Source organism: Neobacillus drentensis (assembly GCF_036962125.1).
Taxonomy (GTDB): Bacteria; Bacillota; Bacilli; order Bacillales; family Cytobacillaceae; genus Neobacillus; species Neobacillus drentensis_B.
This window is the reverse complement of record NZ_JBALOA010000028.1, coordinates 44,839-61,086: the sequence shown is the minus strand read 5'-3', so window position 1 is coordinate 61,086 and position 16,248 is coordinate 44,839. Positions and strand designations below refer to the sequence as shown.

12 protein-coding genes and 1 other annotated feature are annotated in these 16,248 nt (G+C 39.2%); of the genes, 2 read left to right on the top strand and 10 right to left on the bottom strand.

Features of this window, described 5'->3' with window-relative positions:
* The first annotated feature begins 109 nt into the window (after positions 1–109).
* Positions 110–1,489 carry a UDP-N-acetylmuramoyl-tripeptide--D-alanyl-D-alanine ligase gene (locus V7121_RS21455; RefSeq protein ID WP_335547756.1) on the top strand — a complete coding sequence of 460 codons (1,380 nt, stop codon included), beginning with the start codon at positions 110–112 and terminating at the stop codon, positions 1,487–1,489.
* Positions 1,490–1,619: 130 nt separating this feature from the next.
* On the opposite strand, the gene V7121_RS21450 is transcribed toward V7121_RS21455, so the two are convergent.
* The 8 genes from V7121_RS21450 to pruA all read right to left on the bottom strand — a co-directional run bounded on the left by V7121_RS21450 (position 1,620) and on the right by pruA (position 12,727).
* Complete coding sequence (locus tag V7121_RS21450; protein WP_335494013.1) at positions 1,620–2,648, bottom strand: YheC/YheD family endospore coat-associated protein; 1,029 nt, start codon at positions 2,646–2,648, stop codon at positions 1,620–1,622.
* 75 nt (positions 2,649–2,723) lie between these two features.
* Positions 2,724–3,938 (bottom strand): ATP-grasp domain-containing protein, encoded by a 1,215-nt coding sequence (locus V7121_RS21445; RefSeq protein WP_335547754.1) that lies wholly within the window; start codon positions 3,936–3,938, stop codon positions 2,724–2,726.
* Positions 3,939–4,188: 250 nt separating this feature from the next.
* Positions 4,189–4,908, bottom strand: coding sequence for a YebC/PmpR family DNA-binding transcriptional regulator (locus V7121_RS21440; RefSeq protein WP_335494016.1), 720 nt, complete (start codon positions 4,906–4,908; stop codon positions 4,189–4,191).
* A gap of 232 nt (positions 4,909–5,140) precedes the next feature.
* Entirely contained in the window at positions 5,141–6,406 is a 1,266-nt protein-coding gene (gene ilvA / locus V7121_RS21435; RefSeq protein ID WP_335494018.1) for a threonine ammonia-lyase IlvA, read from the bottom strand.
* A gap of 85 nt (positions 6,407–6,491) precedes the next feature.
* Positions 6,492–6,736: a binding site (T-box leader), on the bottom strand.
* Positions 6,737–6,860: 124 nt separating this feature from the next.
* A complete protein-coding gene (locus V7121_RS21430; RefSeq protein ID WP_335547752.1) occupies positions 6,861–8,459 on the bottom strand; it encodes an amidohydrolase in 1,599 nt (532 codons plus the stop codon).
* Between the two features lie 116 nt (positions 8,460–8,575).
* Positions 8,576–9,841: a Glu/Leu/Phe/Val family dehydrogenase gene (locus V7121_RS21425; protein WP_335547764.1), complete on the bottom strand. Its 1,266-nt coding sequence runs from the start codon at positions 9,839–9,841 to the stop codon at positions 8,576–8,578.
* A gap of 73 nt (positions 9,842–9,914) precedes the next feature.
* Positions 9,915–11,123: an ornithine--oxo-acid transaminase gene (locus V7121_RS21420; RefSeq protein ID WP_335494022.1), complete on the bottom strand. Its 1,209-nt coding sequence runs from the start codon at positions 11,121–11,123 to the stop codon at positions 9,915–9,917.
* Between the two features lie 59 nt (positions 11,124–11,182).
* Positions 11,183–12,727 (bottom strand): L-glutamate gamma-semialdehyde dehydrogenase, encoded by a 1,545-nt coding sequence (gene pruA, locus V7121_RS21415; protein WP_335547750.1) that lies wholly within the window; start codon positions 12,725–12,727, stop codon positions 11,183–11,185.
* 270 nt (positions 12,728–12,997) lie between these two features.
* On the opposite strand from pruA, the gene V7121_RS21410 reads away from it, so the two are divergent.
* Entirely contained in the window at positions 12,998–13,510 is a 513-nt protein-coding gene (locus tag V7121_RS21410; RefSeq protein ID WP_335494025.1) for a gamma carbonic anhydrase family protein, read from the top strand.
* Between the two features lie 65 nt (positions 13,511–13,575).
* On the opposite strand, the gene V7121_RS21405 is transcribed toward V7121_RS21410, so the two are convergent.
* A complete protein-coding gene (locus V7121_RS21405) occupies positions 13,576–14,904 on the bottom strand; it encodes an MFS transporter (RefSeq protein WP_335494026.1) in 1,329 nt (442 codons plus the stop codon).
* A gap of 21 nt (positions 14,905–14,925) precedes the next feature.
* Positions 14,926–16,182: an MFS transporter gene (locus tag V7121_RS21400; protein WP_335494028.1), complete on the bottom strand. Its 1,257-nt coding sequence runs from the start codon at positions 16,180–16,182 to the stop codon at positions 14,926–14,928.
* Positions 16,183–16,248: the final 66 nt, after the last annotated feature.

The window sequence follows — 16,248 nt, the reverse complement described above, 5'->3', positions numbered from 1 at the left end:
ATATCACACACCTGCAAAAGGGGACATGTCATATGATATAGTAGCCTTGGAATTTTTTGTCACTGACAGCATTAAAGTGATAGATTGTTTTTTTAAAAGGAGGGAGATTTTGAAGACATTATTATTGGAGAACATTTTAACGGCAATGAACATTCGGCCTAACCAAAAACAAAAAGGGATACGGATTAAAAAAGTTACGTATGACAGATATGACATTAGTAGTCACACGTTATATTTTCGATGGAACAATCGAGAGGTGCCTGTTGAAAGGATAAAGAATTACAAGAATGTATACATCGTTACAGATTCACCATTTTCTAATCAAGAAAAATTAAATCCTGATCAAATCATTTTGGTAAAGAATCTCAAGGACTCTTTCTTTCAATTCACTTCGTATTACAGGCATCTGTTTAACATTCCTGTCGTCGCGATTACGGGTACATGTGGAAAGTCTACTACGAAGGAAATGCTAAAACATATTTTAAAAGAAACATACAATGTCCAGGCAACCATATCGAGCAAAAATGCCGATTATTACAACCTCCCTTATTTAATGGGAATTGATGAAAATACGGATGTGGCCGTGTTTGAAACAGCCGTATCTAAAAAAGGAGATATGACGGAGTCCTGTAAGTATTTTTACCCGACGGTTGGGATTATGACCATGATTGATGTCGATCATACAGATAAAATTCGCTCATTTGAAAACTATTTAGCAGAAAAAGCAAAAATTATGCAAGGGATGAACAATGAGGGAATTCTCATCCTAAATTCGGATGACCCCCATCTCTCCTCCATCGATACTTCTAAATTTAATGGCGAGATAATCACATTCGGAAAAAACAAGAATGCTATTTTTAGAATGAAGAAGTTTCAATATCACTCATCCGGCATGGCGTTTTGGATGGAGTATAAGAAAAAAGAATACAAAGGATATATACCGGGTCTTGGGGATTATACTGTATATAATGCAGTCGCAGCATTAGCAGCCGCTGCCATATTAGGAGTCGATATTGACTATGCTTTAAAGAGACTATCTTCTTTTCATCACATGAGTTCACATTTTCAGATCATTGAAGGACGAAATCAAATTACGCTGGTGGATGATACGTGGAAATCAAATCCTGCTTCCTTAAGAAAAGGCTTAGAAACATTAAGCCGTATTGAAATGCCATCCCAAAGAAAGATTGCGGTTCTGGGAAGAATGGCAGCACTGGGAAAATATGCAGATGAAGAATACGAAAAGGCGGGACATCTTATTGCTGCTTCGGGAGTCGATATTCTCATTACAAAAGGATCCATTGCAAAAGATTTTGAAAAGCCAGCGATAAAAGCAGGAGTAAAACCGCAAAATGTTTATCATTTTTCAGATGCAGATGAAATAAAGAGGTTTTTTGATTCATTCCTTCGCCCAAATGACCTTGTATATTTCAAAACGGGCGGAGATGATTCAGACTTCGATGAAGTGATTGACTATTTAAGAAGATAGTAAACTTTCACACAAAAAGGCAGCTTACGTTAATGAGCGGCAATCCAATTTTTCACAATTGGAGGTGGGCTCATTAGCGGTCAGCTGCTTTTTTAGTGATGTTAAATTTTAACTGTATTCTATTTCTCGGTTAATGTTTATTTGTTTCGGCTAGGTATTTTGCATACAAGATCGTATTTTTAGCTACGTCTAATTCAAGATTAAAGATATTAGGTGGACCCGGTCGCCAATTAACTTCAAATAGCCATAATTTTTGCTTTGCATCAATTCCGACGTCAATACCTAATTCATCTAATTCATTGTCATATAAAGAATCAAAATGATTGGAAAAACGAATTGCAAACTGTTCAAGATACTTTTTCATATCAAACCAGGTGTCACCAAACTCGGTTTTTAGAAAAATATCCAGATACGTACTATAACCCCCACTCCCCATATTAGATGTGATCGTTCCTGAGCGCCCGATTCTTGGATAAATTGAAGTAATCACCCATTTTCCTTCTCCATTTTTTTGGACATGCAATCGAAAATCAAAAACTTGACCAGATTTTGTTTGACTTATAATAAACTGTTGAACTACGTATTCATTTTCGTGTATTTTATGAGATAGCAAGTCTGTCAATTGTTCTTTATTAATAGTGGAGACTACTCCTGCATCATTTATTTTGTAATCATTTGATCCATACTTTTCAATAAAGACAACGCCCCCGCCTTGATGGCCGCTTAACGGCTTGACAATAACTTTTTTATAACGATTGATCATGTCAAAAAAAATCTGAAGGTCAGTTAATTCATAAAAAGGAATAAGGTAATCTTTAAATTTATTTGCCTTGTAAATTCTGTTATATACCGTTAATTTGTCTCCAATCGAATGACTTGTAAACGGAATCCGATCATACAAATAATCAAAGATTGGTTTCGTTTTCTCACTTGCTTGATAACTTGCATTGTAAATGACATCAGGGAAAGGAAATTCCTTTTCAATCCACTTTCCTTTTTCATAGGCTTTTCCTAAAATTTTTTGCTGTTTAATATTCACCTTCCCTAGTGTAAAGTAAAAAAATGTTACACCTTCCGCTTTTGCTACAGCGGCATAAGCGTAGGCTTTCTTTACATTACTTGGATCTCGACGGTGATGAAGCATGCCAATTATCGTCATTTTACTTCTATTCCACCTCTCCAAATTCTTCTTTTTCTAATAAAAAACAAAAAAATTCTGTGTCACTCGGAAATTTTATAATGGATCAAGATAGAAACGTATATTACTAGCTGCTTTTATCGCCATTCTTTTCGCTTCCATTTTATAATCTGAGGATGCCAAAATATATCCACAACGATCGCCCATTGATATAGGTGGACGGACGATCTGTCCTTTTCGTGGTTTTATATACACCTCTTCAACACCGGGCAATTCAGAGACGAGTTCTTTTCCCGTTACTTTAATTAATTTCCCTCTGGTTTCAACTGTTAAATAATGAGCGTATACATACTTACGGTGTTTTTTAGTTAGGCGAGGCTCATTTCCTAACATTAATTGAATCGTTTCTTCTACTAAATTAATTCCATAGCCAATTTCAATGATTCGATTCATCGCTCCACCCGAGATCCTCGGGTTAATTTCAATTAATTTCCAAACCCCGTTTACAAGGCGCATTTCTAGGTGACAGGCACCATTTTTCATTTGAAAAGCTTTTAAGATAGAACTGACTGTCTCATAGATACTATCGTAAAAACGTTGATTGAGATTTGGCAATAAACAATATCCGGTTACGATAAATCGTCTGAAAAACGTAATCTGTTGTTCAACGATCGCGATAATATGAACTTTTCCTTTGTGTACTAAAACTTCAACTAGAAATTGGGGGCCATTTAGATACTCTTCAAGTAAAATCTGTTCATTCTTTTTTCGTAATTCTTGGATGGCCACCCTCAACTGGCTCTCGTTATTTGCTAACAATACATCTTTAGAGCCGGCAGATGCGGGAGATTTTAATATAAGAGGTAAATAGTCCTTCGCTTGATTTATAAAATACTCTAAAGGATAATCTGGTGTATAAAGGGCGTAATAAGGAGAATTTGGGTGTCCTTTTAGAAGCTCGCGGGTTAAGACTTTATTTTCCATTTTTAAAATGGCATCTGTAGAGACAACACTTGTACAAAATTTTTCTGACAGGGTTGCTGCTAGGTGAACGTAAGAATGGACAAAACTAAAGATACCTTCTATTTGTTTACCTTGTTTTTGTAGATTGTTGAGGCTTTTTATTATTTCGTCATAATTAGATAAGTCTACTAAAATCATTTGATGCACTTCGGGAAATTCGGTTCTTTGTTGAATGAATTTTTGTTTATTAGTGAATAACACCGTAAAATAGCCGAGTCGTTCTGCAGCTTTAATTGCTTCTCTACTGGAACCGGATTTGTTAGATTCAATAAATACAATGGTTCGCATAAGCTTTGTCATCCTATCTATAAAGGTATTTTTAACAAAGGATGTAGCTTTACCAGTTTTATTTCAATTATCTGATAAGTACAATCTATTATATTGTCACAGGACTAGAGTGGTCTGGACAATCGTCATCATTCTTAAGACAATTAAATGAAAAAAACAAAAAAAGATGTCACATATTTTATTGAACTAATATGTGACATCTTCATATTTAATAAATCCTTATCAATTTGTTACAGGCCTGCTTTAAGGTTTATTCACCTAGATCAACATTGTGATACACCTGTTGAACGTCTTCTAACTCCTCTAATACATCAATCATTTTCTCGAATTTAGCTTGGGCATCTTCTGGCAGTGTTACATCATTTTGAGCAATCATCGTTAATTCTGCCACAGTAAAATCGGTAACCCCTGCATTTTTAAATGCTTCTTGCACTGCATGGAACTGTTCTGGCTCAGCATAAACAATGACTGAATCTTCTTCTTCGATAATGTCACGTACATCGACATCAGCTTCCATTAATAGTTCAAGCACTTCTTCCTCGGTTTTTCCTTCGACACCGATGACAGCCGTTGCATCGAACATATAGGCCACAGATCCACTAACACCCATGTTTCCGCCGTTTTTACCAAAGGCAGCACGAACATCGGATGCAGTCCGGTTCACGTTGTTTGTTAAGGCATCGACGATTACCATGGAACCATTAGGTCCAAAGCCTTCATAACGAAGCTCGGAATAGCTTTCCTCTGAACCGCCTTTTGCTTTTTCAATCGCACGGTCAATAATGTGTCTTGGTACATTATATGTTTTTGCACGCTCAAGCACGAATTTTAAGGCCTGATTGGATTCAGGATTCGGTTCACCACGTCGTGCCGCTACATAAATTTCAACTCCAAATTTAGCATAAATACGGCTAGTATTTGCATCTTTTGAAGCTTTCTTTTCTTTAATATTGTTCCACTTACGTCCCATTCTGAACACTCTCTTTCCGCTTTTAAATCGACACAAAATTATTATCATGAACAATGCTGCAGGATAGTTCATACTAATAAAGTTTGATTGTTTTAATCTTTGACAAATAATATTATACCTTAATTGCATCATTTGTTAAGAGTCTAATCAGCAAAATCATGCAAGAAGTTGCTTTTCGTCCCCTTAAAACGCCAAAAAGAGGCCGAAATCTCACTCTTCGACCTCCACTTTACTATACCAGCATTTGAAACAGGGTACTATCTTTGTTGACTTCACGATATAAAAAGCCCTTCGCTTTGATTCGGTCAATCAGCGGCGAGTAGTCATCTTTATCCTTCAGTTCAATTCCTACCAAGGCTGGCCCCGTTTCACGATTATTCTTTTTCGTATATTCAAAATGGCTAATATCATCGTTAGGTCCGAGCACATCGAGTAAAAACTCACGTAAGGCACCTGGGCGTTGCGGGAAATTGACAATAAAATAATGCTGCAGCCCTTCAAAGATTTTAGAGCGTTCTTTAATTTCCTGCATCCGGCCAATATCATTGTTGCCGCCACTAACGATGCAGACAACTGTCTTCCCTTTAATTTCTTCTGCATACAAATCCAAAGCTGCGACAGAGAGGGCTCCGGTTGGTTCAACTACAATGGCATTTTCATTATATAAAGATAATAGTGTGGTGCATACCTTGCCTTCAGGAACGACAAGAATATCGTCAACCAATTCCTTACAAATGTTATAGGTCAACGAACCCACCGTCTTGACCGCTGCCCCATCCACGAATGGATCAATTTCTTTTAAAGATGTTACTTCCCCTTTTAAAAAGGATTCCTTCATCCCTGCAGCACCTTGGGGTTCGACACCAATTAATAGCGTTTGTGGAGAATAGTGTCTTAAGTACGTACCGACTCCTGACATCAGTCCTCCACCGCCAATTGCGGCAAATAGATAATCAATTTTTTCCGGACAATCATTAAGTAATTCAACAGCCACTGTTCCTTGCCCTGCAATCACATCGGGATCATCAAAAGGATGAATAAAGGTACGGTTTTCTTCTAGACTGCACTCCATAGCTTTTTCATAAGCATCGTCAAAGGTATCACCAACCAAAACAATCTCCACATCTTCTTTGCCCCAAAATTTCACTTGGTTTACCTTTTGCTTTGGTGTAGTGCTAGGCATAAAGATTTTTCCGTGAATATTTAAGAGATGACAAGAATATGCAACGCCTTGCGCATGATTTCCAGCGCTTGCACAAATGATTCCATTCTTCAGTTCATCCTCATTCAATTTTTTAATTCGATTGTAGGCGCCACGGATCTTAAAGGAACGAACACTTTGTAAATCCTCGCGTTTTAAGTAAACATGACAGCCATATCGTTCTGACAACAAGTGATTGTATTGCAGGGGAGTAGGTGAAATCTCATCTTTAATGTTATGGCTGGCAATAATAATATCCTCCACATTAAACACTTTCTTATCAACTTGTTGATTCATCTTCCTTTTCCCTCCTAGTTTTTCATCCAAAAATAAAATTTCATAAGTTCAAAGATCGTATAAACACAAAAACTCGTCCCCATAATATAGGGACGAGTGAACTCGCGATACCACCCTACTTCCGCAAAAAAGCAACTCTGCGGCTCTCGATCAACGTACCAATCGGGTACGCGTTCCAATGTAACGGCGGACATTCCGGTCTAGCTTACTAAACATTTCAGCTACACATCTCAGAGATGATCTTCGAATACGTCCTGTTATCGACTCTCAGCAAGTGTCGACTCTCTGTAGAACTAGGGCTTACTCTACTCTTCTCATCATTGATTCGTCTTCAATTTTTTATAAGATTACCACTGAAAAAATAACCTGTCAATATTTTTTGACTATTTTAATTATTTAGTTAATTTATAAAGCGCTTACATTGTTTACCCCTTCATTTAACACCATGAACAGCTTATTTTTGATATTTAATTTCGCCATCAATCACTGTCATTTCAATATCCGTTTCGAGTAATTCATCCGGATTTTCCATGGTAAAGAGGTTATTTGAATACACTGTCATATCAGCTAGTTTCCCTCGTGAAATTGTCCCTTTCACATTTTCTTCATTGGTGGCCAATGCGCCCCCAAGCGTAAAGAGCTGTACAGCTTCAAGCATTGAAAGTTTCTGTTTTTCATTCCAGCCAGAATGCGAGTCCCTAGGTGTCCTGCGGGTGACCGCTGCATGAATCCCAAGCAATGGATCAACAGGTTCTACAGGTGCATCGGATCCGCCGGCACACAAGACTCCTGAAGCAATTAACGTTTTCCATGCATATAAATATGGCTCCCGGTTGTCCCCGACTCGTTCTTTGACCCATGGATAATCGCTCACCACCAATCTCGGTTGGATATCAGCAATCCGGCTCGAGTCTGCTAACCGCTCGACTAAATCCTGCCGAACTAAGGATGTGTGAATGATTCGATCACGGTATTTCACTTTTGGAAATTGGTCTAGTAGATCAAGCACATTTCCTAATGCTTGATCACCAATGGTATGGACAGCTAGCGGCATGGCATGGTCTCTAATCTCTTTCACTACCTGATAAAGAGTTTCTTGACTATACATCGCATCCCCAAACTGGTTTGGTTCATCATGATAGGGCTCCGAAAGCAGTGCGGTTCTTCTGCCAAACGCACCATCAGCAAAGATCTTAATTGCCCCGATTTGTAATTTCTCATTTCCGAAACCCGCAAACATCCTTTTTTCTCTTAATTGAGGAAGAAATGGATAATCAATGAGTAGATTACAACGCAGACCTTGGCCTTCATGATTGATTAATTCGTCATACATGTTAAAAGTTGAATCCAGACCTCCTAAATAAGCGGGATCATTGGTATGGACACTTGTTAACCCTTTTTGCACCGCAAATTGCATCGCTTGTTGCAAACCATCCTTTAACTCTTGATAGGTCCGCTCCAGTATGTATTTGGTGATCAGTTGTGAAGCCGATTCGAGCAGTAAACCGGTTGGTTTTTTTGTTTTCGGATCAAGAACAACCTTCCCTCCTGTTGGTACGTCGTTCGACGGATGATACTGACACAATTCAAGAGCCTTGCTATTCACTAAGAAGGCATGGGTACAGATCCGTTTTAGATAAATAGGACAGTGTGGAGCTACATGATCTAATTCTTCGATTGTAGGAATGGTTCCTTCTGTAAACAGATTCTCATCCCAGCCCATTCCAACCAGCCAATGACCAGGTGCGACTGTTTTCGCTTTTTCTCTAATTTTCTCGAGCATTTCACTTTTCGTTCGAACCCCTGTTAAATTAAGATCTAAAAAGTTGAATGCGATACCTGATAGATGTAAGTGACTGTCAATTAATCCAGGCGTAACCATTTTTCCCTGTAAATCAATGATCTTTGATCCATTTCTGCCCCATTGTAAGTTTATTTCTTGGTGGGATCCAATGTCCAAAATTCTGCCATTCTCAACCACGACCGCTTCAACTAATGGCTGGCTTGTATCCAAGGTATAAATGGTCCCATTTGTAAAAATTGTCTTTGACATTTTATCACTCCTAACAAAATAGAACTTTTCTTCTATTATAAGTTAGTAAACCGACAATAACATCCGTTAAAAAAACTCTCTTCGCTAAACGAAAAGAGTTTTTTCTGCTAATCTATTTAAACCCAGCCTCTAAAGCGTGACGCCTCCGCTACCTTCCTAATGCCGACCATATAAGCGGCTAAACGCATATCAACCTGATGTGTTTTAGCTGTTTGATAGATATTTTCAAAAGAATCAACCATTACTTTTTTCAGCTTTTCATCTACTTCTTCCTCAGTCCAATAATAACCTTGATTATTTTGCACCCATTCAAAATAGGACACGGTTACCCCACCGGCACTTGCCAGGATGTCTGGAACAAGTATCACGCCACGGTCTGTAAGAATCTTTGTTGCTTCTAGTGTGGTTGGACCATTGGCAGCTTCCACAACAATCGCTGCCTTAATATTGGCCGCATTTTTGGCAGTGATTTGATTTGAAATCGCTGCCGGCACAAGAATATCACACTCTAATTCTAAAAGTTCTTGGTTTGTGATTGTATTCTTAAATAGTTGTGAGAAGGTTCCGAAGCTATCTCTACGGTCAAGCAAGTGACTAATATCAAGCCCGTTTGGATCATAAATGCCGCCATAGACATCGGATACTGCCACAACCTTCGCACCAGCATCATGCATAAACTTCGCCAGGTAACTTCCAGCATTTCCAAAACCTTGAATAACCACACGAGCGCCTTCGAGCTTTTTATCGATTTTCTTTACTGCTTCTTCAATACAGATCGTTACACCACGAGCAGTTGCTGTCTCTCGGCCTTGTGAACCACCAAGGACGATTGGTTTTCCAGTAATAAATCCCGGTGAATCAAATTCACGTAAACGGCTGTATTCATCCATCATCCAAGCCATAATCTGCGAGTTTGTGTACACATCTGGTGCTGGAATGTCTTTAGACGGACCAACGATTTGACTGACCGCACGAACATAGCCGCGACTCAAATTCTCAAGTTCTCTAAACGACATATTACGCGGATCACAAATGATACCGCCTTTACCGCCGCCATAAGGTAGATTGGTGATGCCGCACTTTAAGCTCATCCAAATGGACAATGCTTTTACCTCTTCTTCATCCACTTCCGGATGGAACCTGACGCCGCCTTTGGTTGGGCCGACCGCATCATTATGCTGCGAACGATAACCCGTAAATATCTTGACAGAACCATCATCCATTTTGACTGGAATACGGACTGTTAGCAGCCTGATTGGTTCCTTTAATAATTCATACATTTCGTTGTTATAACCCAATTTTGTTAATGCCTGTTGAATAATCGTTTGCGTGGAACTAAATAAGTTTAATGATTCTTGTTCCGCCTGTTGCTGCTTCCCCATCTCCGTTAACATCGTCTCAATCGACATGTATGCCACCCCGTCGCATAATAGATTACTAGCTTTTATATAAAATTTAACTTAAAACCGTTTGAATTTTTTCGAACGCCCAATTGATTTCTTCTTTGGTAATAGTAAGCGGTGGTGCAAAACGAATGACGGTATCATGGGTCTCTTTACATAATAAGCCTTCGTCCTTTAAACGCTCGCAATATGGCCGTGCTTCTTCAGTAAGTTCAACCCCTATGAACAAACCTCTGCCTCTAACCGATTTAATTTTTGGATTGTTAATAGACTGTATTTTTTCAAAGAAGTATTTCCCTAATTCAAGTGAGCGTTCGGCTAGTTTTTCTTCCTCAATCACATCCAAGGCAGCTAGTGACACCGCACATGCTAATGGATTCCCTCCGAACGTTGAACCGTGTGATCCTGGATTGAATACTCCTAAAACATCTGAATTTGCCACAACACAGGAAATTGGGAATACCCCGCCGCCTAAGGCTTTACCTAGAATCAACATGTCAGGATTTACATCTTCCCAATCGCAGGCAAACATTTTACCAGTACGGCCTAAGCCCACTTGTATTTCATCAGCAATGAACAACACATTATTTTCTTTACATAGGTCAGCAGCTGCTTTCAAAAATCCGACTGGAGGCACGATAATTCCAGCTTCACCTTGAATGGGCTCAATTAAAAATGCCGCAGTGTTTGGTGTGATCGCTGCTTTCAATGCTTCAAGATCTCCGTAAGGAATTAAGTTAATGCCAGGAAGCATTGGTCCAAAGCCGCGCTTATATTCTGGGTCGGATGATAACGAAACGGCCCCCATTGTCCGACCATGGAAGTTTCCAATACAAGCAATGATTTCTGCTTGATTTTCTGCTATTCCTTTTACATCATAACCCCAGCGGCGAGCAGCTTTAAGGGCCGTTTCAACCGCTTCCGCACCAGTATTCATAGGGAGTGCCATATTTTTATTCGTTAACTGACAAATTTTTTCATACCATGGTCCGAGTTGATCATTATGGAAAGCACGGGAAGTTAGCGTTACTTTATCCGCTTGATCTTTTAAGGCTTGGATAATTTTCGGATGACGATGCCCTTGGTTCACGGCTGAATACGCACTAAGCATATCCATGTAACGGTTTCCTTCTGGGCTTTCTACCCACACGCCATCCGCCTTGGCAATGACGATTGGCAGTGGATGGTAGTTATTGGCTCCGAATTTATGTGTTTGTTCAATAATTTGATTAGTTTTGTTTGTTTCTGTAGCTGCTGACATGTTATTTCCCCCTTCAATTTTTTTCAGGTTTGCCGATTTGAGGCCCTGCGATGTAGTTTTTATAGTGTTTCAGATGTGGTTTTAGCCTGCATGTGAAGCAGTAAATATTCTGGGCCGCCCGCTTTGGAATCCGTTCCTGACATATTGAAACCGCCAAACGGCTGATAACCAACAATCGCACCGGTACATGCACGGTTGAAATATAGATTCCCGACGTGGAATTCTTCACGAGCGCGTTCGATATGTTCGCGATTATTCGAAATTAAGGCACCTGTTAAACCATAGTCCGTATTATTTGCAATCGTCATCATATGGTCAAAGTCACGGGCCTTACTAATACCAAGAACTGGGCCGAAAATTTCTTCCTGCATCAGGCGGGCATTTTCATCTAAATCTGCAAAGATGGTTGGTTGAATGAAGTACCCTTTTGAATCATCGCCTTCTCCGCCTGTCATAAGTCGACCTTCTTGCTTGCCTACTTCGATATAATTCATGATTTTTTGGAAAGACTTGCCATCAATAACCGGGCCCATATAATTGTTTACGTCTTCAGGATTTCCAATTGTAAGTGTTTTTGTTAAAGCGACAACCTTCTCAAGAACCGCATCATAGACGTCCTGATGAATAACAGCACGAGAACCTGCCGAACATTTTTGTCCTGAAAAACCAAACGCAGAATAAACAATACTTGAAGCAGCTAACTCTAAATCTGCATCGTTATCAACTACCACTGTGTCTTTACCGCCCATTTCAGCGATCACACGTTTAATCCATTTTTGGCCAGGATGAACCTTTGCGGCCCGTTCATTAATACGACAGCCTACCTCACGTGATCCGGTAAAGGAAACGAAGCGTGTTTTTGGATGATCCACAAGATAATCTCCAATTTGGGCGCCGCTTCCTGGCACAAAGTTTAAAACACCTTGTGGAAGTCCTGCCTCCTCCATCAATTCAACGAATTTTGCCGCAACCACAGGAGTTGAGTTGGCAGGCTTGAGGAGAACGGTATTTCCCGAAACAATCGCTGCAATCGTTGTCCCCGCCATTATCGCTAATGGGAAGTTAAAAGGTGAAATAATAATTCCCACTCCTAGTGGAATATAGTGATATTGGTTAAATTCTCCCGTCCGGCTTTCAACTGGTGAACCCTCTTTCAAGCGAAGCATTTGGCGGCCATAATATTCAATGAAGTCGATTGCTTCGGCTGTATCTGCATCTGCTTCCTTCCACGGTTTTCCGGCTTCTATTACGAGATAGGCTGAAAATTCATGTTTTCTGCGGCGCAAAATCGCAGCTGCTTTGAATAAAATGTTGGCACGATGTTCAGGGCGCCACTTTTTCCATGATTCGAATGTGGTTAATGCGGCATTCATAGCTTGTTCGGCTAATTCTTTGTCGGCCATTGATACTCTGCCAATGATTTCTTCTATATTTGCTGGATTAATAGAAATAATTTTCTCGTCTGTCGTAATTTTTTCTCCCCCGATTACGACTGGATAATCTTTACCAAGCTCCGTTTGGACAAAGATAAGCGCATCCTGGAATGCTTGTTTATTTTTTTCATCATTAAAGTTAGTAAATGGTTCATGTGTATACGTTTTCAAATGCTGTTCCCCCTTGTCATTTGCTACATTAAATTAATATGCAAGTTCTGTGCCAGCTTGTTTTTTGCATAAACAAAGGGATTATGGTTCATTGTAGCAAAAATATTTTGCGCAAAATATATAAAATATTAAAAATAGCAAAATAATTTTGCACCAATAATGATTAAAATAAATTTTGCGTGTATATTTGGCAATTAGACATCTTAGCTTTAAAAAATGATATATTAGTTTAATAGAAGGAAAATTCTGTTAATAGAAGGAGTGTTAATTTTGATTATCCCTTACAAAGGTATCTCCCCTAGTGTAGATGAATCTGTTTTTGTTGCACCTGGTGCCTATTTAATTGGTGATGTACGGATTGGCAAAGACTCATCTGTTTGGTTTAATGCGGTACTTCGCGGAGATGACGGTCCCATTATAATCGGTGAGCGATGCAGCATTCAGGACAATTCGACGATCCATTTATTTGAAGGTTTCCCGGTCGAAATTGCCGATGATGTGACAATTGGCCACAATGTGATTTTACATGGCTGTAAGGTTGGCAAGCGATCTATTGTTGGAATGGGGTCGACGCTCTTAGATAACGTAGAAGTTGGTGACGATTGTATTATCGGGGCCAACACGCTGCTTGCTGGGGGAATAAAAATACCACCCCGCTCCCTTGTATTGGGTTCACCTGGAAAAGTAGTCCGTGAAATCACTCAAAAAGACTTGGAATTGTTGCAAATGTCAAGTGAACACTACGTTCAGAGAGGGAAAGAGTTTAGAGAGATACTTAAGTAAACTCCACAAAAAAAGGTACCTGACACCAATAACTCATTGGGTGTCAGGTACCTTTTTGCTGTGTTCTAGGTACTCTTACTGAATGCGGTTGTTTTTGCTGGGATAAGAAAACTTAGGAAAATATTAATTATGCTTAATACCAAAGCAAAGAGGAAGACGTTTTTCATGCCGATATGGATGTTTGCATTATGGTTAATAATGAGACCCATGATAGTTACGCCTGTTGATGTCCCAATGTTTTTAAGAAACATTTGCAGTGAGGTAGACATTCCCTTGATCTGGGGTTCAGCAAATTCCTGAGATGCGATGGTTCCAATAGCAAAGATTAAACCAAATGCTACACCCTGTATAGTTAAAATGACAAACAAACTAATATAGGATAGATCTGTGATGAATAGGTATAATGCTAGACCAGAAACAGTCGTGATGAAGCTTCCGATAATGAATAAAATTTTATATCCAAAGCGAAGGATCCACTTTCCGGCAGGGGTACTTCCGAACGTCCAGCCAACCGCAATACTTAACAGGATTAATCCACTTTTATAAATACTCATCTGATTACCTTCTTGCAGGTACAAAGGAATAAAGTTGGATGTTCCAAAAAAGGCCAGACAATAAACAAGCATATATAAATTGGTCATCAGAATCCCTTTGTTCTTAAACAAAGAAACAGGCAAGAACGGCTGTGATTCCTTCCTCTCAACTAAAACGAAGACAATTAACCCAATCATTCCGATGATAATATACCAAAGAGAATTTTTTATATTAGTTGATAGTAATAAAAGCGTAATTGAAATCCCGAACATAAAGAATCCTTTATAATCAATGTGGGTTTTCTTAAATTCAATTTGTTCTTTGTAGGGAATTAAACAAAGAATGGTGGCAATACCGATGGGAATATTAATAAAGAAAATCCATCTCCATGTCAGTGCTTCAACAAAGAAAGAGCCCAAAATTGGGCCAATAATCGATGAGATAGCCCAAATGCTGCTAAACACCGCTTGAATTTTCCCCCGTCTTTCAATCGTAAATAAATCTCCTACGATAATCATCGAAAGGGGAATCATCCCGCCGGCTCCTAATCCTTGAACGCCTCTAAAGAGTATCAACATCACCATGGAATTCGCCAACCCACAAAGGATTGAGCCAAGCGTAAATAATCCAACCGCAAACATTAATAGATTTTTCCGGCCATACATATCCGATAATTTGCCGTACAATGGCACAGTCACTGTACTTGCTAACATATATACAACGAATATCCATGCAAAATACTCCATCCCGCCAAGCTGCTTCACAATCGTCGGACTGGCTGTTTGCATAATATTCGCATCGAGTGCTGAAATCAAGGTCGTAATCACCAGACCCCAAAACACATACTTATTCTTTTTCATATTTTCCTCCAACAGATAAACCTAATTATAATGGCGGATCCCTTTGTTAAACATGAGCAAAACAGAGATCACAACCATAATCACACTAAAAGTAATGAGTGTAACAATCTCACCAATTCCTTCCGCTAACCATCCCGTTAGTAAATACCCAACTGGTAATAAACCAAAGGAACCAAGCATATCTAAACTTACTACCCTTCCGAATTTATCCTCAGGAACCAACTCCTGAAGGCTAATTTCCCAAATCAAACCAAACAACATCGTCCCTGCCCCTTCAAGGAACATGAGGAACATTAATAAGGGAATGGACGATACAAATGGCATAAACAATAAACCTAGACCACTAACAGCTACACCAATATAGGCTAGCAGTCCTCGATGTTTCCATTCTTTCCTTAAACCAAACACAAGCCCGCAAACAATTGCCCCAGCTCCTGATGCTGAGAGAACGAGCCCAAACACATATGGTTCAAAGTCATAGTGGATATTAATCAGCCAGGGAATAATAATTCGAATAATTCCGCCTGAAAAAACATTCATTAACGAAAATGTTAGAATCGTAATCCATAACCAGGCCTCCTGTTTCAATACCGCAATTCCTTCGAAGAAATCTTTTTTTATAGAGCTTTCCTTTCCCAAGGAAACTGTCGATGTTTGAAACGTTAGTGAGCGAAGACTCAATAAAAAGAACAATGAAATTATGTACGTGATCGCATCAATCCCAAACCCCCATGACGCTGAAAAGGAGCCGATAATCACCCCTCCGATTATCGGTCCAAAGATTCTTAACGCCTGCACACTAACTTGGGTAACAGAATTCGCTCCATTGCGAATCTCTGTGGTAAATACCTTTGCTCTTACTGCTGAATAAGCAGGCTGAAAGAAGCTATCCATTGTCCCCATAATAAACATTAAGGAAAATAATAGAATCATATTTAAGTGACCCAAATAAGTAAATACAGCTAATAACAGCATAAGAAAAAAACGAACAAGATCGACGACAAACATGATTTTAACTTTGTTCATTTTATCAACCATTACCCCTGAAAAAGGGAGAAGAATAACAAATGGTAGCATATAGATGGCCATGACGGTACCCATCATGGCCGTTGATTTTGATACTTGAAGGACAACGATTGGGAGAATCACATTCGTGATCGAACTTCCTAATAAGGAAAAAATTTGCCCAAAAAGCAGTGCCGTGAAATGCTTGGATTTCATTAATAGTTGAAAAAGTGGAACTTCTTGATGCATTTCTTTCGCTTGTAACGAATCCATACTCCCCCTCCTAACCTCTCCCTATCTATTCTATTAAGATATTTTATCATTATTTCTTGTAAATAG

Coding starts and splice junctions, on each gene's coding strand:
- V7121_RS21430 (WP_335547752.1), bottom strand. CDS start 8,459: ATGTCAAAGACAATTTTTACAAATGGGACCATTTATACCTTGGATACA.
- V7121_RS21445 (WP_335547754.1), bottom strand. CDS start 3,938: ATGCGAACCATTGTATTTATTGAATCTAACAAATCCGGTTCCAGTAGA.
- V7121_RS21440 (WP_335494016.1), bottom strand. CDS start 4,908: ATGGGACGTAAGTGGAACAATATTAAAGAAAAGAAAGCTTCAAAAGAT.
- V7121_RS21425 (WP_335547764.1), bottom strand. CDS start 9,841: ATGGGGAAGCAGCAACAGGCGGAACAAGAATCATTAAACTTATTTAGT.
- V7121_RS21450 (WP_335494013.1), bottom strand. CDS start 2,648: ATGACGATAATTGGCATGCTTCATCACCGTCGAGATCCAAGTAATGTA.
- V7121_RS21420 (WP_335494022.1), bottom strand. CDS start 11,123: ATGTCAGCAGCTACAGAAACAAACAAAACTAATCAAATTATTGAACAA.
- V7121_RS21400 (WP_335494028.1), bottom strand. CDS start 16,182: ATGGATTCGTTACAAGCGAAAGAAATGCATCAAGAAGTTCCACTTTTT.
- V7121_RS21405 (WP_335494026.1), bottom strand. CDS start 14,904: ATGAAAAAGAATAAGTATGTGTTTTGGGGTCTGGTGATTACGACCTTG.
- ilvA (WP_335494018.1), bottom strand. CDS start 6,406: ATGAATCAACAAGTTGATAAGAAAGTGTTTAATGTGGAGGATATTATT.